11 protein-coding genes and 2 pseudogenes are annotated in these 15,290 nt (G+C 60.9%); 5 read left to right on the top strand and 8 right to left on the bottom strand.

The window, feature by feature from the left end; translation table 11 throughout:
* A pseudogene (locus ERD80_RS12160) lies at nt 1-524 on the top strand (D-lactate dehydrogenase); the annotation flags it as partial.
* Between the two features lie 102 nt (nt 525-626).
* Here ERD80_RS12160 and ERD80_RS12155 read toward each other — a convergent pair.
* From ERD80_RS12155 to ERD80_RS12145, 3 genes are all read right to left on the bottom strand, one after another.
* Nucleotides 627-3,068, bottom strand: coding sequence for a DUF3772 domain-containing protein (locus ERD80_RS12155; RefSeq protein WP_136547064.1), 2,442 nt, complete (start codon nt 3,066-3,068; stop codon nt 627-629).
* A 224-nt stretch (nt 3,069-3,292) separates the two neighbouring features.
* Nucleotides 3,293-4,231, bottom strand: a complete 939-nt coding sequence (pbpG, locus tag ERD80_RS12150; RefSeq protein ID WP_136547062.1) for a D-alanyl-D-alanine endopeptidase — start codon at nt 4,229-4,231, stop codon at nt 3,293-3,295.
* 224 nt (nt 4,232-4,455) lie between these two features.
* Nucleotides 4,456-5,043, bottom strand: coding sequence for a Yip1 family protein (locus ERD80_RS12145; protein WP_021508475.1), 588 nt, complete (start codon nt 5,041-5,043; stop codon nt 4,456-4,458).
* Between the two features lie 164 nt (nt 5,044-5,207).
* On the opposite strand from ERD80_RS12145, the gene ERD80_RS12140 reads away from it, so the two are divergent.
* A complete protein-coding gene (locus tag ERD80_RS12140; RefSeq protein WP_021508476.1) occupies nt 5,208-5,783 on the top strand; it encodes a DedA family protein in 576 nt (191 codons plus the stop codon).
* Here ERD80_RS12140 and ERD80_RS12135 read toward each other — a convergent pair.
* Nucleotides 5,780-6,559: an SDR family oxidoreductase gene (locus ERD80_RS12135; protein WP_058769478.1), complete on the bottom strand. Its 780-nt coding sequence runs from the start codon at nt 6,557-6,559 to the stop codon at nt 5,780-5,782. The genes ERD80_RS12140 and ERD80_RS12135 overlap by 4 nt on opposite strands.
* Before the next feature lie 118 nt (nt 6,560-6,677).
* Here ERD80_RS12135 and ERD80_RS12130 point away from each other — a divergent pair, with 118 nt between their 5' ends.
* Both ERD80_RS12130 and ERD80_RS12125 read left to right on the top strand, forming a co-directional pair.
* Nucleotides 6,678-8,492, top strand: a complete 1,815-nt coding sequence (locus ERD80_RS12130; RefSeq protein WP_021508478.1) for a glycoside hydrolase family 15 protein — start codon at nt 6,678-6,680, stop codon at nt 8,490-8,492.
* 199 nt (nt 8,493-8,691) lie between these two features.
* A complete protein-coding gene (locus ERD80_RS12125) occupies nt 8,692-9,804 on the top strand; it encodes a L,D-transpeptidase family protein (protein WP_058775308.1) in 1,113 nt (370 codons plus the stop codon).
* Nucleotides 9,805-9,927: 123 nt separating this feature from the next.
* Here the strand turns inward: ERD80_RS12125 and ERD80_RS12120 are convergent, their stop codons facing one another.
* Nucleotides 9,928-10,953, bottom strand: coding sequence for a transporter (locus tag ERD80_RS12120; protein WP_021508480.1), 1,026 nt, complete (start codon nt 10,951-10,953; stop codon nt 9,928-9,930).
* Between the two features lie 166 nt (nt 10,954-11,119).
* Between ERD80_RS12120 and ERD80_RS12115 the strand changes: the two genes are divergently transcribed.
* Entirely contained in the window at nt 11,120-12,727 is a 1,608-nt protein-coding gene (locus ERD80_RS12115) for an inorganic phosphate transporter (protein ID WP_136547060.1), read from the top strand.
* Here the strand turns inward: ERD80_RS12115 and ERD80_RS12110 are convergent.
* The 3 genes and pseudogenes from ERD80_RS12110 to ERD80_RS22500 all read right to left on the bottom strand — a co-directional run.
* Nucleotides 12,711-13,910 carry an MFS transporter gene (locus ERD80_RS12110; protein ID WP_136547058.1) on the bottom strand — a complete coding sequence of 400 codons (1,200 nt, stop codon included), beginning with the start codon at nt 13,908-13,910 and terminating at the stop codon, nt 12,711-12,713. The genes ERD80_RS12115 and ERD80_RS12110 overlap by 17 nt on opposite strands.
* A gap of 174 nt (nt 13,911-14,084) precedes the next feature.
* The gene (gene dusC, locus ERD80_RS12105; RefSeq protein WP_136547056.1) at nt 14,085-15,047 is read right to left on the bottom strand and encodes a tRNA dihydrouridine(16) synthase DusC; all 963 of its coding nucleotides are present in this window, start codon (nt 15,045-15,047) and stop codon (nt 14,085-14,087) included.
* Nucleotides 15,048-15,051: 4 nt separating this feature from the next.
* Nucleotides 15,052-15,290, bottom strand: a pseudogene (locus ERD80_RS22500) (ATP-dependent RNA helicase RhlE); the annotation flags it as partial.

Raw genomic sequence — 15,290 nt, 5'->3', positions numbered from 1 at the left:
GCGACGGCGTGGCCGAAGCGCAGGCGTATCTGCAGGAGTATTTCCGCGAAGGCGGCGGTGAGTTCTTTGCCTGCGACGCCAAAGAGGGCGCGCACGCCTTTCTGCATCGTTTTGCCGCAGCCGGTGCCGCCGTGCGCTATCACGCGGTGCACGCTGACGAAGTGGAGGATATTCTGGCGCTGGACATTGCGCTGCGCCGCAACGATCAGGAGTGGTTTGAGCGCCTGCCGCCGGAGTTTGATAACGATCTGATTCATCGTCTCTACTACGGCCACTTCTTCTGCCACGTGTTTCATCAGGATTACATTGTGAAGAAAGGCGTAGATGCCCATGCGCTGAAGGAGAAGATGCTGGCGATCCTCGCGGCGCGCGGCGCGGAGTATCCGGCAGAGCATAACGTTGGCCATCTGTATGCAGCCAAACCGCAGCTGCAGGCGTTTTACCGTCAGCTCGATCCGACCAATACCTTTAACCCGGGCATCGGGAAAACCAGTAAGCATAAAGGCTGGGCGGTGAAAGCCTGAGTCAGATCTGCCGGACCCGTAGCGGCGCGATTTATCGCGCGGGTTTGCTGCATCAGAGGCAAACCTTAGCGCAATGAATTGCGCCGCTACGGTCTCGTGCCATTATGGCAACGCTTCACCTTCATTTTGCGTCGCCGGCAGCGCGCGGCGTTCGATAATCATGGTCTGCGGCGTCGACAGCACGATGCCCTCTTTGCGCAGGCGCGTCAGGATATCGAACAGCAGATCGCTTTTCGCACCGGAAATCTGGCGCTGGCTGGCGACGTTGCCGGTCACGCTCAGCACAATGCCGGCCGGCGTCAAATCTTTAAACGAAACCGACGGCTCCGGCGTTTCGAGAATACGCTCGTTCTCGCGATACACGTCCAGCAACAGTTCACGCACCTGCACCGGATCGATATCCAGCGGGAAAGTCAGCTGAATCGTCACCACGCCCTGCGCATTGCCCATGGTGGCGTTACGCACGTTCTGCGAAATCAGCTGCGAGTTCGGCACGATCACCGTGGATTTATCGCCCAGCTGAATCTCAGTCGCACGCACGTTAATACGGCGAATATCCCCTTCGATGCCGCTTATGCTCACCAGATCGCCGACCTTCACCGGACGCTCGGTCAGCAATATCAGACCGGAGATAAAGTTCTTCACGATCTCCTGTAAGCCGAAACCGATACCCACCGACAGGGCGCTGACGATCCACGCCAGCTTGTTCCACTGCAGACCCATAATCGACAGCGTCAGCAGGATAATCAGCACGTAGCCGATATTGCTGAACAGCGTCACCAGCGACACGCGCATGCCGATGTCCATGGTGGTCTTCGGCAGGAACTCTTTGTCCAGCCAGCGCCGCACCGAGCGCAGCACGTAGATACCCACTACCAGACACAGAATGGCGTTCACCATGTGCGCCGGCACAATGTTGAGCGACTCCAGCCCTTTGCCACCCCAGAACTCAATGACTTTCTGGATCAGCTCAATCGGCGTGGACGAGGCAAACGTGCCGTTGAGCAGCGCCAGCGCGACAAACGCCACCAGCAGAGTTTTCCCCACGGCGCTGAGCAGCGTTGCCGCCTGCTGCAGGTAGCGCTCGTCAATATTCAGCGAGGTCTGCAGCCGCTTGCCGGTCGCGTTGTTGGTGGAGAACAGGCTTTCACAACCGTCGTTGATCAGATGACTGAGGAAGTAGAACGAGCCAAACAGGATGCCGCACCAGATCACTTCATAGCTGAGGAAGCGCGCCAGCGTGACGTAGCCGACAATCAGCGAAACCAGAATCGCCACGGCGGTGACCGTCAGCGCCAGCTGCACCAGGCCGACGACTGTGGGACGCGCTTCCGGCGGATTGCCGGCCTGCGCCATGCGACGACGCACGCGATTGGTGCGCATGCTGATCGCCAGCCCGGTGCTGCCAATCAGCAGCGCCGTCAGGCCGTTAGCAAAAATGGTGGTGTTCAGGCTGGTGCCGACCGTGTAGTTAAACGACTCGGCGGTCTGGAAGATAAACACCAGCGCGGCGGTAATCGGCGGGAACGGCTTCAGCGCCAGCGCCACTTCACTGGAGATGCTCGGCAGACGCCAGCTCGGGCGGCGCGTTGACAGAAATGCGCGGCCGAGACCGGCGATCAGTCCGCAGTAAACGCTAAGCTGCACCAGACGGCTGATAAAATCCTGCACGTCGCTGGACACTTCATCACGGCGCACAAACGCCAGCGAGAGAAAGTTAAAGGTCAGCACCACGGCCGCCAGCGTGGTCAGCGCGATCGCCGCGGCGAGGAAGCTGCGGCGCAGCCGCCCTTCCGGCAGTTTGTGAATGCTGACCCACGCCAGAAACTCTTCGCTGTAACGCCGGCCCAGCGTCATCACCAGCAGCGCCGCCAGCAGCCAGCCGACCGTGCCTACGCGCCAGCCCGGCTCCCACGACAGCGCGGCGGTATCCTGCAGCTCGCTGATAAAGTCGCCAATTTTTTCGCCATCCAGGTCCTGACGGCTGAACAGCGGTGACCAGAAGCGTGGCCCTAAAATACTGCCGGAGTTGAGCGCCAGCTGGCTTTTCAGCTGATCGCGCCGCAGGTTGACGATCTGCGAGGACAGCACCAGCGCCCCGTTTTTGATGCCGTCGGCCTGCTTGATCTGATCATCCAGCTTGCCCTTCTGATTCTCCAGCGCGGCGCGTTTGCGCGTCACTTCCGGCGTCTCTTTCACGCCGCTGTCCGCCTTCGGCGCCGGGCCGAGCACCGCCAGCTGCGCATCCAGCTGCTGACGCTGCGGAATCAGCGCCTGGCCGAGGGTTTCCGCGTTACCTGACAGCTCCAGCGCCATCTCATTGAGCTGGTTGAGCTGGTTTTCATTGGTATCGCCAGACACCTGGCCCTTAATTTTGTCGAGGATCTTCTGCATCTTCGGCAGTTCTACCGCCGGATTGACCTTCGGTGCCGCATCGTCTTCCTGCTGCGCGGGCGCGGCGTTGTCATCCGCATAGCTGAGCGCCGGCGTGAATAACACCAGTAGCAGCAGGAACGGGGTAAACAGAGAACGAAACTTGAACATATGAGTGAGATTCCAGCGCAATAACAGCCTATAAACGCAAGGTTGACCGTGAATGGTCGCCAGTGTAGGACTTTGCCGTCAGGGAAACTATAGGAATGGTGGCGTAAAACATTGGTGCTAACGATAAGAAATTTTGTTCATTTAAGCGCCGTTGACCGTCAGCCACGCGCCACCACGACACACGGCGCACTCCCTTGCGCCGCTACGCTGAGTAACAGGTTGCGTTACTCCACGTCCGCACTGCTGGCAAGCTGCGACGCTTTCTGCTTTTTGTACGCCAGCGCGGCCGCCGGCACCGGCGCCGCCTTGCCGGTTTCCAGCCAGTCGCGCAGGCGGTTGGCATCGGCAAAGTGGGTATATTTGCCAAACGCATCCAGCACCACCAGCGCCACTGGACGGTTATTAATCATGGTACGCATTATCAGGCAGTGACCGGCCTCGTCGGTGTAACCGGTTTTGGTCAGCTGAATGCGCCAGTCATTTTTGTACACCAGATGGTTAGTGTTGCGGAACGGCAGCGCGTAGCTGGGGTGTTTAAACACCGCCGTCTCCTCTTTGGTGGTGCTCAGCTGACCAATCAGCGGATACTGGCGCGTGGCCTTGAGCAGCTTCACCAGATCTTCCGCACTGGAGACGTTATGCAGCGACAAACCGGTCGGCTCTACGTAGTGGGTGTGCGTCATGCCGAGCGCGCGCGCTTTGGCGTTCATGGCGCGGATAAAGGCGTCGTAACCGCCGGGATAGTGATGCGCCAGGCTGGCCGCCGCGCGGTTTTCCGAGGACATCAGCGCCAGCAGCAGCATGTTGCGGCGGCTGATTTCACTGTTGAGCTTCACGCGCGAGAATACGCCGCGCATTTCGGGCGTCTGGCTGATATCGACCGACAGCATTTCGTCCATCGGCAGTCGGGCATCCAGCACCACCATCGCGGTCATCACTTTGGTGATCGACGCGATAGGCCGCACCCGGTCCGGATGGCTGGAAAACAGCACTTTGTTATTATCGAGATCGACAATCAGCGCGCTGCCGGAGGCGATTTGCGGCTGGGCAATCGGCGCCAGATCGGACAGTTTTGCTGCGGCGGCCAGCGCCGGAGTCGTTACAGCTGGCGCGGCGACGAACAGCGCCAGCGACAGCAAAGAAATACGCATTTTTACAGACATCGTGTCAAAAAAATCCGGTGAGGAGGTTTGCGCTGTGTTGTAACACAGGCCGCCGGCGTCAGGCCTGATGCGACGCGGGCTGGCTGCGCTATCATACGCGCTCGTCTGCGAAATTTCTTAGGGAGATTGTTTCCGGGCGTTAAAAAAGGCGGGCATGACAAACGCTGCCAGACGCAGCGGGATCAGTCAGGTCGCCATGGCTGACGACCTGACCCTCATCACCGTCAGAACAAACGTGGTCCGTAGCCCCACAGAATCACCGTCAGCGCCAGCAGCACTTCGAACACCAGCACGCCAATCGCCAGCGTCGAGCCGGAGAAGCGCAGGCTCTCTTCACGGTCAATGTTAAGGAATACCGGGATGCCGACGTACAGCAGATAGCCGGTGTACATCAGCGCTAACGCTCCGGCCAGTACGCACAGCCACACCAGCGGATAGAGCGCCACCAGCCCGCTGATAAACAGCGGCGTCGCCACATAGCCGGCAAACACGGTACAACGCTGAATGCTGGGACGCTGCGGATAGTCGCGCGCCATCCAGTGAATGACCCGGCCCATCACCGCCACACCGCCTAAGATGATCAGGTAAAACAGAATGCCGAGACCAATACCGGTCAGCATGTTGAGTTGCACGAACTGCCCTTCGCCCAGATTCCAGCCCAGCTGCGTAGTGCCAATAAAGGCGCAGATCACCGGGATCGCCGCCATCAGCAGAACGTGATGGGTGTAGTGGTGCGAAACGCTCTCGTTTTCCTGCTTGATATCACGCATCTCCTGATTGGGATGCGCCAGAAGACCCCAGACATGATTCATACAATCACTCCTCTGATGCGACGGGCTGCCCCAGCGATCAGGCTGTCCAATGCAGGCAGCTTCAGTTCAAGTATAATCGGCGCGGCTGTTTTTGCGGCCAGCGGCACAAAAAAAGCCGCAGCCAGCTAGACTGTTAGCTGTATCGCTTACCCAGGGAGGAAAAATTGCACATCGATATCAATGGATTAATCACCCAGTACGGTTACCTGGCGCTGCTGATTGGCTGCATTGCCGAAGGCGAAACCTTTACCCTGCTGGGCGGCGTCGCGGCGCACGAGGGCCTGCTGCATTTCAGCGGCGTGGTGCTGGCGGCGATGGGCGGCGGCATTATTGGCGATCAGCTGCTGTTCTGGCTTGGCCGCCGCTATGGCACACGCATTCTGCGGCGCTTCCGCAAACATCAGGACACCATTAAAAAAGCTAACCGGCTGATTCAGAAGCACCCCAGCCTGTTTGTGATTGGCGTGCGCTTCATGTACGGCTTTCGCCTGATTGGACCGATTATTATTGGCACCAGCCGCCTTAAGCCGCTGCGCTTTTTCGTGCTTAATGTCATTGGCGCCGCGCTGTGGGCGCTGATTTTTGTCACCCTCGGCTACTTCGCCGGTGAAATTATTACGCCGTGGCTGCACAAGCTTGATCAGCACCTTAAGCACTTCATCTGGCTGGCGGCGGCAATTGTGTTCGGCATCGTGCTGCGCTTTGTGATTCGCCGCTGGAACCGCCGCCGCGCCGGTTAACTGTGGTAACCCTTGAACTGCGGGTTGGCCAGCATGAAGCCGCCGTCGACCACGAATGACTGCCCGGTGGTGTAAGTGGCCCATTCCGAGCACAGCCACGCCACCAGACTGGCGATTTCGCGCGTATCGCCAGGGCGGCCAATCGGGATTTCCGGCATGCGCCGGCTGTGCGCCTCGCTGTTGCTCATGTCATTCATCGGCGTGGCGATGGCGCCCGGCGCCACGGCATTCACCAGAATGTGGTGCGGTAACAGGCTCAGCGCCATTGATTTGGTCAGCCCGCCAAGCGCATGCTTGGCCGCGGTATAGGCGGCGGCATCCGGCAGCGGCGTATGCTCATGCACCGAGGTGATGTTAATGATGCGCCCGCCGTCGCCCTGATCGACCATATGCCGTGCGGCAATCTGGCCGCAGACAAAGGCGCCGTCAACGTCAACGGTAAAGACTTTGCGCCAGTCCTCAAAGCTCACATCGAGAAAATCGGCTTTGGTCATCACGCCGGCATTGTTCACCAGCACATCAATGCGACCCAGCGAGTTGATCAGCTGCGCCAGCTGCTGCCCGCCAGCCTGCGGATCGGACAGATCGAGCTGCCGCACCTGGGCCAGCTGGCCTTTACTTTCCACCAGCCGCGCGGTCTCCTGCGCGCCCTCTTCATCCGAGCGCCAGGTAATGCCGACGGTATAGCCGGCCTCGGCCAGCATTACGGCGCAGCTGCGTCCAATCCCCGAATCTGAAGCGGTCACTACGGCGACTTTCTGTTTGCCCAGTGTCATAACGTTCTCCTGCCTGATGGGTGTCTTCACAGTATAGAAGTTATCGTTCTGTGCCACGTCGCAGCCGATTCTGCCGTTTCGTCTATAGTTAACAATCGGATAGCGTTCAGGAGGCAGGATGAGCAAGATTAAACGCAGAATTGACGACCACGGCGTCATCGGTGATTTACGCACCTGTGCCCTGATCGCGAACGACGGCACCATTGATTATCTCTGCTGGCCCGAACTCGATAGCCCCTCCGTGTTTGCCGCCCTGCTCGACAGCGACGAAGCCGGCCTGTTTTCGCTGGCACCGCAGTGGCAAAACGCGCGCCAGCAGCAGCTCTACCTGCCCGATACCAACATTCTGCAAACCCGCTGGCTTGATGAGGCCGGCGTGGCGGAAATCACTGATTACATGCCGATCTGCGACGAGCGCAGCAAAGTGCCGCGCCTGGTGCGGCGGGTAAAAATGATCCGCGGCACCGCCACCTTTGATCTGCGCTGCGCGCCGCGTCACGACTATGCCCGTGCGGAAACGCGCACGGAGACGCGCCCTGGCGGTATCGCCTTTGTCGCCGAAGGCCAGCCGTCGCTGCGCCTGAGCGCCACGGTGGTGATGACGCGCGAACCGGACAGCGCGGTGGCGCAGTTTACCCTGCAGGCCGGTGAGCACGCCGAATTTGTGTTTGGCAACGATGACGATCCGCAGGTGCAGCATATCGCGACCGAGCGCTGCTTTCGCGATACCGTGGATTACTGGCGGCGCTGGAGCAGCCACAGCTCTTATCGCGGCCGCTGGCGCGAGATGGTGACGCGCTCGGCGCTGGCGCTCAAGCTGCTCACCTCGCACCAGCACGGCTCGATTGCGGCTGCCGCCACCTTTGGCCTGCCGGAAGAGCTGGGCGGCGAGCGTAACTGGGATTACCGCGCCTCGTGGATCCGCGATGCCTCGTTCAGCATGTACGCGCTGATGCGGCTCGGCTATGTGGAAGAAGCGCGTGACTTCACCCATTGGGTCGGCCGCTGCGTTGAGCACAGCCACGACGATACGCCGCATTTGCAGGTGATGTACCGTCTCGACAGCGGCACCGAGCTGCACGAGACCGAACTGCTCAACCTCTCCGGTTACGCCAACTCGCGCCCGGTGCGCATCGGCAATGATGCCTGGCGTCAGACGCAGCTGGATATTTATGGCGAGCTGATGGATGCGGTCTATCTTGCCAATAAATACGGCGAAGCCATCTCGCAGCGCGGCTGGCGCCATGTATCCAGCATGATTGACTACGTCTGCGTTAACTGGAACCAGCCGGACGCCGGTATCTGGGAGATGCGCGGCGAGCCGGAGCACTTTCTGCATTCGCGCCTGATGTGCTGGGTGGCGCTGGACCGCGCACTGCGGCTGGGTATGAAGCGTTCGCTGCCAATGCCGTACGATCGCTGGGACCGGGTGCGCAGCGAGATCCGCGACGACATCTGGCAGAACTTCTGGAACGATGAACTCGGCCACTTCACCGCCACGCGCGGCGGTAAATACCTGGATGCGTCGATGCTGCTGATGCCGCTGGTGCGCTTTGTCAGCTCGACCGATCCGGAGTGGATCGCCACGCTGGATGCCATTAAAACCCATCTGGTGAGCGACGGTTTAGTGCGGCGTTATAACATCAGTGAGACGCCCGCCGATGCGCTGACCGGCGGCGAAGGCGCGTTTGCCGCCTGTTCGTTCTGGTATGTGGAGTGTCTGGCGCGCGCCGGGCGGGTGCATGAGGCGCACTTTGAGTTTGAAAAGCTGCTGAGTTACGCCAATCCGCTGGGATTGTACGCCGAGGAGTTTACCTCGCACGGCAACGCGCTGGGCAACATGCCGCAGGCGCTGACCCATCTGGCGTTGATCAGTGCCGCGTTTTTCCTCAACCGTAAACTGAGCGGCGAAGTGACGCTGTGGCAACCGTAAGAAAATTCACATTTTGGGCGGCGTGGCAAAGAGAATAGTCTGTGAAACGCCGCGTTTTGCGTAAAGTATCTTCAACCAGCGAAAATCCTGATTCCCATCATTGCGCCTATGCACATATAATGCGCAGCGGGTTATTCTGACCCTGATGGGTTCGACACACTGACAAGCCATGAAAATGGCCATAACGACTTGTAAAAACATGAAAAAAAGCATTCGCGCGTTCGCTTCACTCGCCCTCGTACTGGCGGCGTTCAGCCAGTCGGCCTTTGCAGTCGTCTATCCGCTGCCTCCAGCGAATAGCCGCCTGATTGGCGAAAATATTGAAATCACCGTGCCAGACGACAGCAAACTGCCGCTGGAAGCGTTTGCGGCGCAGTACCAGATGGGCCTCAGCAACATGCTGGAAGCCAATCCGGGCGTGGACGTTTACCTGCCAAAAGCAGGCACTAAAATGGTGATCCCGCAGCAGTTGATTCTGCCTGACGCACCGCGTGAAGGCATCGTGATCAACAGCGCCGAGATGCGTCTGTATTACTACCCGAAAGGCACCAAAACTGTCGTGGTGCTGCCGATCGGTATCGGCGAGCTGGGTAAAGATACGCCGGTTAACTGGACCACCGCGGTTGAGCGCAAGAAGAATGGCCCAACCTGGACGCCAACCAAAGCGATGCACGCAGAGTACGCGGCGCGCGGCGAGAGCATCCCGGCCGTGTTCCCGGCAGGTCCGGATAACCCGATGGGCCTGTACGCGCTGTACATTGGCCGTCTGTATGCGATTCACGGCACCAACGCCAACTTTGGTATCGGCCTGCGCGTGAGCCACGGCTGCGTGCGTCTGCGTGCGGACGACATCAAATGGCTGTTCGACAACGTGCCGGTCGGTACGCGCGTGCAGTTCATTGACCAGCCGGTAAAAGCCACCGTTGAGCCAGACGGTTCGCGCTACATCGAGGTTCACAACCCGCTGTCGACCACCGAAGAGCAGTTCAACTCACGTGAACTGGTGCCAATCAGCCTGACGTCCGCCGTGACCAAAGTGGTGGCCGATGCCAGCACCAACCAGGATGCCGTGAACAATGCTATCCAGGCACGTACCGGTATGCCGACCAAAATCAACGGTCAGCCGGGTGAAGCCCAGCCTGCGCCGGTGATGGTACAAGAGTCTTCTGACGCGATGCCGAAAGAAGAGCCGATGACGCCGCAGGGTGCCACCGCCGTCGCGCCACAGGCCGATGCGCAGCAGCCCGCTGAAGCCGCCCCGGTTGAGCAGGCCGCGCCGGCACAGCCTGCCAGCAACGGCAACAGCCTGTAAGGGTTTGCTGTCGATGATCAAGCCAGCCGCAGGGCTGGCTTTTTTATTGCCCGATCGCCGGGGTCGCCATCAGTTGCGCCCCTGCAGATCATTGTGCGGTTGTGTCGCGGTGCAGTTGCGCGCTCAATCGTGCGGTCGGCGTAACGCCAGCCAGCCCGCCACCAGGGTAAACACCAGCACCACCAGCACTAACAGCAGAAAGCCGTGCGGATTGTTCGCCAGCGGAATGCCGCCCACATTCATGCCAAAAAAACCGGCTACGATATTGATGGGCAGCGCCAGCACGGTGATTGAGGTGAGCAAAAACAGCGTTCGGTTGCTCTGCTCCATCAGGCGGGCAGCGATCTCCTCCTGCAGCAGGCGAATGCGCTCCATCAGGCTGGCAAGATCGTTAAGCGCTACGCTGAACTCCTCGGTGAAAATGCGCAGCTCACTGAGCGGTTCCCGGTTGAGCCAGTTTGGCGGCCGGTTAAGCAGGCGAAACAGCGCGGCCGGCTCCGGCGCCAGCAGCCGCTGGACGCGCAGCAGCATGCGGCGCAGATGGCCCAGCTCGCTGCGGTTGGCTTTGATCGCCGCGCTCAGCAGCCGCTCTTCTATCGCATCCACCGCCTGGCTGGAGCGCCGCACCACCTGCTCCAGCTGCGCTTCCTGTTCGCCGAGCAGCCACAGCAGCATCGCATCCGGCGCGCTGAAGCACAGCCGATCAATCTGCTGATGCATACGTTCAATCATGCCAACCGGGCGATAGCGCGCGCTGACCATCACCTGCGGCCGGCACCAGATCCACAACGTCGCATTTTGCGTGCTGCGCTCCTCTTTACTGAAGGTGACGTCATTCAGCACCGCCAGCAGCGCATCGTTTTGCTGCGCCAGCCGGGTGCGTGGCGAGGCCGAATGAATCTCATCGAAAAAATCGTCATCTACGCTGAAATGGTCCTGAACCCAGCGCTCGGCGCGGGCATGATTCAGGTTAATGTGCAGCCAGAGAAAGCAGCCGTCGGGTAGGGTGTGCCGCGCCAGCTGCGCGGCCTCGCGGGCGTTGAGCCGCTGTGGCGGCGCATCCGGGTTGAACAGGTAACCGTGAATCAGTCCGGCGACTTCGTTGTTGAAGTCGGGCAGCGAGGCAAGCGGCAGAACAGGCTGGAGCATAGCGGCGTGAAGATCCCAGAGCGGTCAGATCCACAGCCTGCGACAGGTCTGTTACAGCATGATGACAGCCCGCGCTGGCATCATCATTCTGTCATACAAAACCCGTATCACACTGCAGTTAACGGGTGCCATTCGTGCATCGTTAATTCACCCCGGGGGGTGTGTTATGGCTGAAAACAGTTTCCCTGCATCATCGTCCGCCCGCGGACGGCCCAATCTGCACCCGCGCAGCGGTCGCGCGTCGCGCGTGCTCTTTCTGCTGCTGCTGGTGGCCGGGCTGGTGTTCACCGGTATCAATCTGTTCAACGACGTGGAAGAGACCGGCGCGGTCGTCACCAGCTATACGCCGTTTCTGCTGCTTGGCGTGGCGCTGCTGATTGCGCTCGGCTTCGAATTTGTTAACGGCTTTCACGATACCGCCAATGCCGTCGCCACGGTGATCTACACCCACTCGCTGTCGCCGGGCGTGGCGGTGATGTGGTCCGGCTTGTGTAACTTTCTCGGCGTGCTGCTCTCCAGCGGCGTGGTGGCGTTTGGCATTATTTCGCTGCTGCCGGTGGAGCTGATTCTGCAGGCGGGCAGCGGTCACGGTTTCGCCATGGTGTATGCGCTGCTGTGCTCGGCGATTGTCTGGAACCTCGGCACCTGGTATTTCGGCCTGCCCTCTTCCTCTTCGCACACGCTGATCGGCTCGATTATTGGCGTGGGCGTGGCGAATGCGCTGCTGCACGGCCGCAGCGGCACCAGCGGCGTCGACTGGGATCAGGCGGTTAAAGTCGGTTACGCCCTGCTGCTGTCGCCGGTGATAGGCTTCATCTGCGCCGCCGTGCTGCTGCTGGCCATGAAGGCATTGGTGCGCAATCGCCAGCTGTATCAGGCGCCGGAAGGCAATCAGCCGCCGCCAGCGTGGATTCGTGGCCTGCTGATCCTCACCTGTACCGGCGTTTCGTTTGCCCACGGCTCGAACGACGGTCAGAAAGGCATGGGGCTGATTATGCTGATCCTGGTTGGCACCATGCCGATCGCCTATGCGCTCAACCGCTCGCTGCCGCCGGAGCAAATTCCGCGCGTGGCGGCGTTAACCCAGGTCACCGAACAGCAGTTGCTGACGCTGCAGCCACCGCCCGCCGCAATGCCGGCAGCGCGTGAGGTGCTGACGGAATATGTACGCACCAGCCAGAACCGGCCGCAGGTGCTGCCGGCGCTCGGCATGATGCTCGGCGATATCGGCGAACAGATTCGCCAGTACGGTTCGGTAGAAAATATTCCGGCGCAGGCAGTCACCAACACGCGCAACGATATGTATCTCGCCTCGGAAACCATCAAGCATCTGCAATCGGCCAACGTCGCGCTGCCGGAAGAGACCGCGCGCAACCTGACGGCGGTGAAGCACGAGCTGGACGCGGCCACGCGCTTTATCCCGATGTGGGTCAAAGTGGTGGTGGCGATTGCGCTGGGTCTCGGCACCATGGTCGGCTGGCGCCGGATTGTGGTTACGGTGGGTGAGCGCATCGGCAAAACCCATCTCACCTATGCGCAGGGTGCCAGTGCGGAGCTGGTGGCGATGGCCACCATTGGCGCAGCCGATGCCTTTGGTTTACCGGTGTCGACCACCCATGTGCTGTCGTCCGGCGTGGCCGGTACCATGGCGGCCAACCGATCCGGCCTGCAGCTCGCCACCCTGCGTAATCTGGTGCTGGCGTGGGTGCTGACGCTGCCGGTATCGGTGCTGCTGTCAGGGCTGCTGTATGCACTGTTTATTCATCTGGCCTGATAGGCTCTGAAGACTGCTGGTGCAGGCGCAGCGTAATCAGGAACGCGCCCAGCACCATCAGTGCTGCCGCCAGATACACCGACTGCATGCCCCAGTGGCCGATTAACAGCCCCGCCACGGGTCCGGTCAACCCCAGCCCCAAATCGAGAAACGCCGAATAGGTGCCGAGCGCCGATCCCTGATCCTGCAGCTGTACCCGCTTCACCGCTTCCACGCCCAGCGCCGGGAACACCAGCGAGAAACCGCCGCCGGTGAGGAAAGCGCCAATATCCACCAGCCAGCTGCTGTCCGCCTGCCAGATCAGCAGCAGACCGGCGCCCTCCAGCACGAAGGAGATCAGCGAGACCTGCAGCCCGCCGAAGCGCGTGATATAGCGCCCGCACGCCAGCCGCACCAGCACGAAGCCGAGGCTGAACAGTGTCAGCGCGAACGCCGCGCCGCTCCAGTCGCGGCTGGCGAAATAAAGGGTAATGAAGGTGGAGATCACGCCAAAGCCGATGGTGCCAAATCCCAGCGCCAGGCCAAATAGCCAGACGCGGCTGACCACGCGATGAAACGGAATGCGCACGCCGGCGCTGACGCTGACCGCCGGTTTGCCGGAGGCCATCCAGAAGCCGATCGCCCCCATCAGCGCGACCAGACCGGCAAAGCCGCTGATGCCAAAAATCTGGTTCAGCAGCACGCCCAGCGGCGCACCAATCGCCATGGCAAAGTAAGTCGCCACGCCGTTCCACGAAATGACCCGCGCGGTTTGCCGCGGGCCGACAATGTTCATGCCCCACAGCGTCGAGCCGGTACTGCTGAAACTTTCCCCGACACCGAGAAACAGCCGCCCCAGCGCCAGCAGCGTCAGGCTCAGCAGCGGCGCACCGCTGCACAGCGCGGCAATGATCGACAGCACGCCGCTCATGCCGCAGCACACCAGCCCCATCATCACCACGCGTTTCGGGCCGTAGCGATCGGCCAGCCGGCCAGAGTGCGGGCGACTGAGCAACGTGGCGAAATATTGCAGACTGATGATCAGCCCGGCGATAAACGAGCTGAAGCCCAGCTGGTTATGCACAAACCCCGGCAGCACCGCCAGCGGCAACCCGACGGACAGGTAGCAAAAGAAGGTGAAAACGATGACGGAGAGGATGCGTTTATTTAACTGAGCATTACTCAGTACAGCGGCGTCAGACATGGAAGATGGCGTCAGAAACGTGGTGAAAGCGAAGGTTCACTATACCGGTTAGCAGACTAAGGATCGCGGCTTTTTTTGTTATAAAACATGGCGGCAGCACACACTCTCGCGTGGTGATCGGTGGCTTGCCCGTTAACGCGGCGGACCTGGCGGTTCAGGTGCGACCGCTCAGGTTCAGATGCAGGACACCTGGGCCATGCGTGCGGCATGGCGTTCGATGGCGCTGGCAATCTCGGCGGAGACACGCAGCGTGCGGATCTCGCTGAACAGGCCGTCGGCCTCATGGTAGGCTTTGCGCAGATAGCCCAGCCACTGCTTGATGCGCGCAACGTGATAGTTGCCGGTATCACCCTGCTTCTCCAGCTGGGTGTAGCGCAGCAGCAGCTCAACCACCTGCGACCACGGCATCGGGGCTTCGTTGTATTTCACCACGCGCCCCAGGTTAGGCACATTGAGCGCGCCACGCCCGAGCATGACCGCGTCGCAGCCGGTAATGTGCAGGCAATCCTGCGCATCCTGCCAGTTCCAGATTTCGCCGTTGGCGATCACCGGGATCGTCAGACGCTGGCGAATCTCACCAATCGCCTGCCAGTTGATGCTCTCTGCGCGATAGCCGTCCTCTTTGGTCCGGCCATGCACCACCAGCTCGCTGGCACCGGCCTGCTGCACCGCATCGGCGATCTCGAAACGCCGCGCGCCCGAGTCCCAGCCGAGCCGCACTTTCACCGTGACCGGCAGATGAGCGGGCACCGCCTCGCGCATTGCTCTGGCACCGCGATAGATCAGCTCCGGATCTTTCAGCAGCGTCGCACCGCCGCCGCTGCCGTTCACCAGCTTCGACGGGCAGCCGCAGTTGAGGTCAACGCCCCACGAACCCAGCTCCACCGCGCGTGCGGCGTTTTCTGCCAGCCACTCAGGATACTGGCCCAGCAGCTGCATGCGCACGCGCGTACCGGAGGGCGTCCGGCTGTGATGGTGCAGTTCCGGACACAAACGGTAGAAGGATTTTACCGGCAGCAGCTGATCGACCACGCGCAAAAACTCGGTGACGCACAGGTCATAGTCATTCACGCCGGAGAGCAGTTCACGTACCAGCGAATCCAGTACGCCTTCCATGGGCGCCAGTAAAACCCGCATACCGTTACGCGTTCCCGTTGCTCTTGGCTGCCGGACGACGTGAACGCGCCGGTTTACCCGCGTTGCCTGCCGCCGGGCCGTTGTTGCCCGGACGACGCGGTGCACGCGCCTCGCCCTGTGGACGCGCGCCGCCGTTACCGGCGCTGGCACGCTGACCATTGCCGCCGCTGCGGCTGCGCGGTGCGTCAGCACCCTGCCCCGGCGCGCGGCCCTGGCCACGTCCACGCGGCTGCTGCTGACGGC

The sequence above is a fragment of the Pantoea sp. R102 genome (genome assembly GCF_004916815.1).
GTDB classification, from domain to species: Bacteria; Pseudomonadota; Gammaproteobacteria; order Enterobacterales; family Enterobacteriaceae; genus Pantoea; species Pantoea dispersa.
The sequence above is the reverse complement of the archived record's forward strand: the minus strand, read 5'-3'. Positions and strand labels throughout refer to the sequence as shown.

Bases quoted from the DNA above. Each gene is read 5' to 3' on its own strand.
- pbpG (WP_136547062.1), bottom strand. From the start codon at position 4,231: ATGTCTGTAAAAATGCGTATTTCTTTGCTGTCGCTGGCGCTGTTCGTC.
- ERD80_RS12130 (WP_021508478.1), top strand. From the start codon at position 6,678: ATGAGCAAGATTAAACGCAGAATTGACGACCACGGCGTCATCGGTGAT.
- ERD80_RS12115 (WP_136547060.1), top strand. From the start codon at position 11,120: ATGGCTGAAAACAGTTTCCCTGCATCATCGTCCGCCCGCGGACGGCCC.
- dusC (WP_136547056.1), bottom strand. From the start codon at position 15,047: ATGCGGGTTTTACTGGCGCCCATGGAAGGCGTACTGGATTCGCTGGTA.
- ERD80_RS12135 (WP_058769478.1), bottom strand. From the start codon at position 6,559: ATGACACTGGGCAAACAGAAAGTCGCCGTAGTGACCGCTTCAGATTCG.
- ERD80_RS12125 (WP_058775308.1), top strand. From the start codon at position 8,692: ATGAAAAAAAGCATTCGCGCGTTCGCTTCACTCGCCCTCGTACTGGCG.
- ERD80_RS12145 (WP_021508475.1), bottom strand. From the start codon at position 5,043: ATGAATCATGTCTGGGGTCTTCTGGCGCATCCCAATCAGGAGATGCGT.
- ERD80_RS12120 (WP_021508480.1), bottom strand. From the start codon at position 10,953: ATGCTCCAGCCTGTTCTGCCGCTTGCCTCGCTGCCCGACTTCAACAAC.
- ERD80_RS12110 (WP_136547058.1), bottom strand. From the start codon at position 13,910: ATGTCTGACGCCGCTGTACTGAGTAATGCTCAGTTAAATAAACGCATC.
- ERD80_RS12155 (WP_136547064.1), bottom strand. From the start codon at position 3,068: ATGTTCAAGTTTCGTTCTCTGTTTACCCCGTTCCTGCTGCTACTGGTG.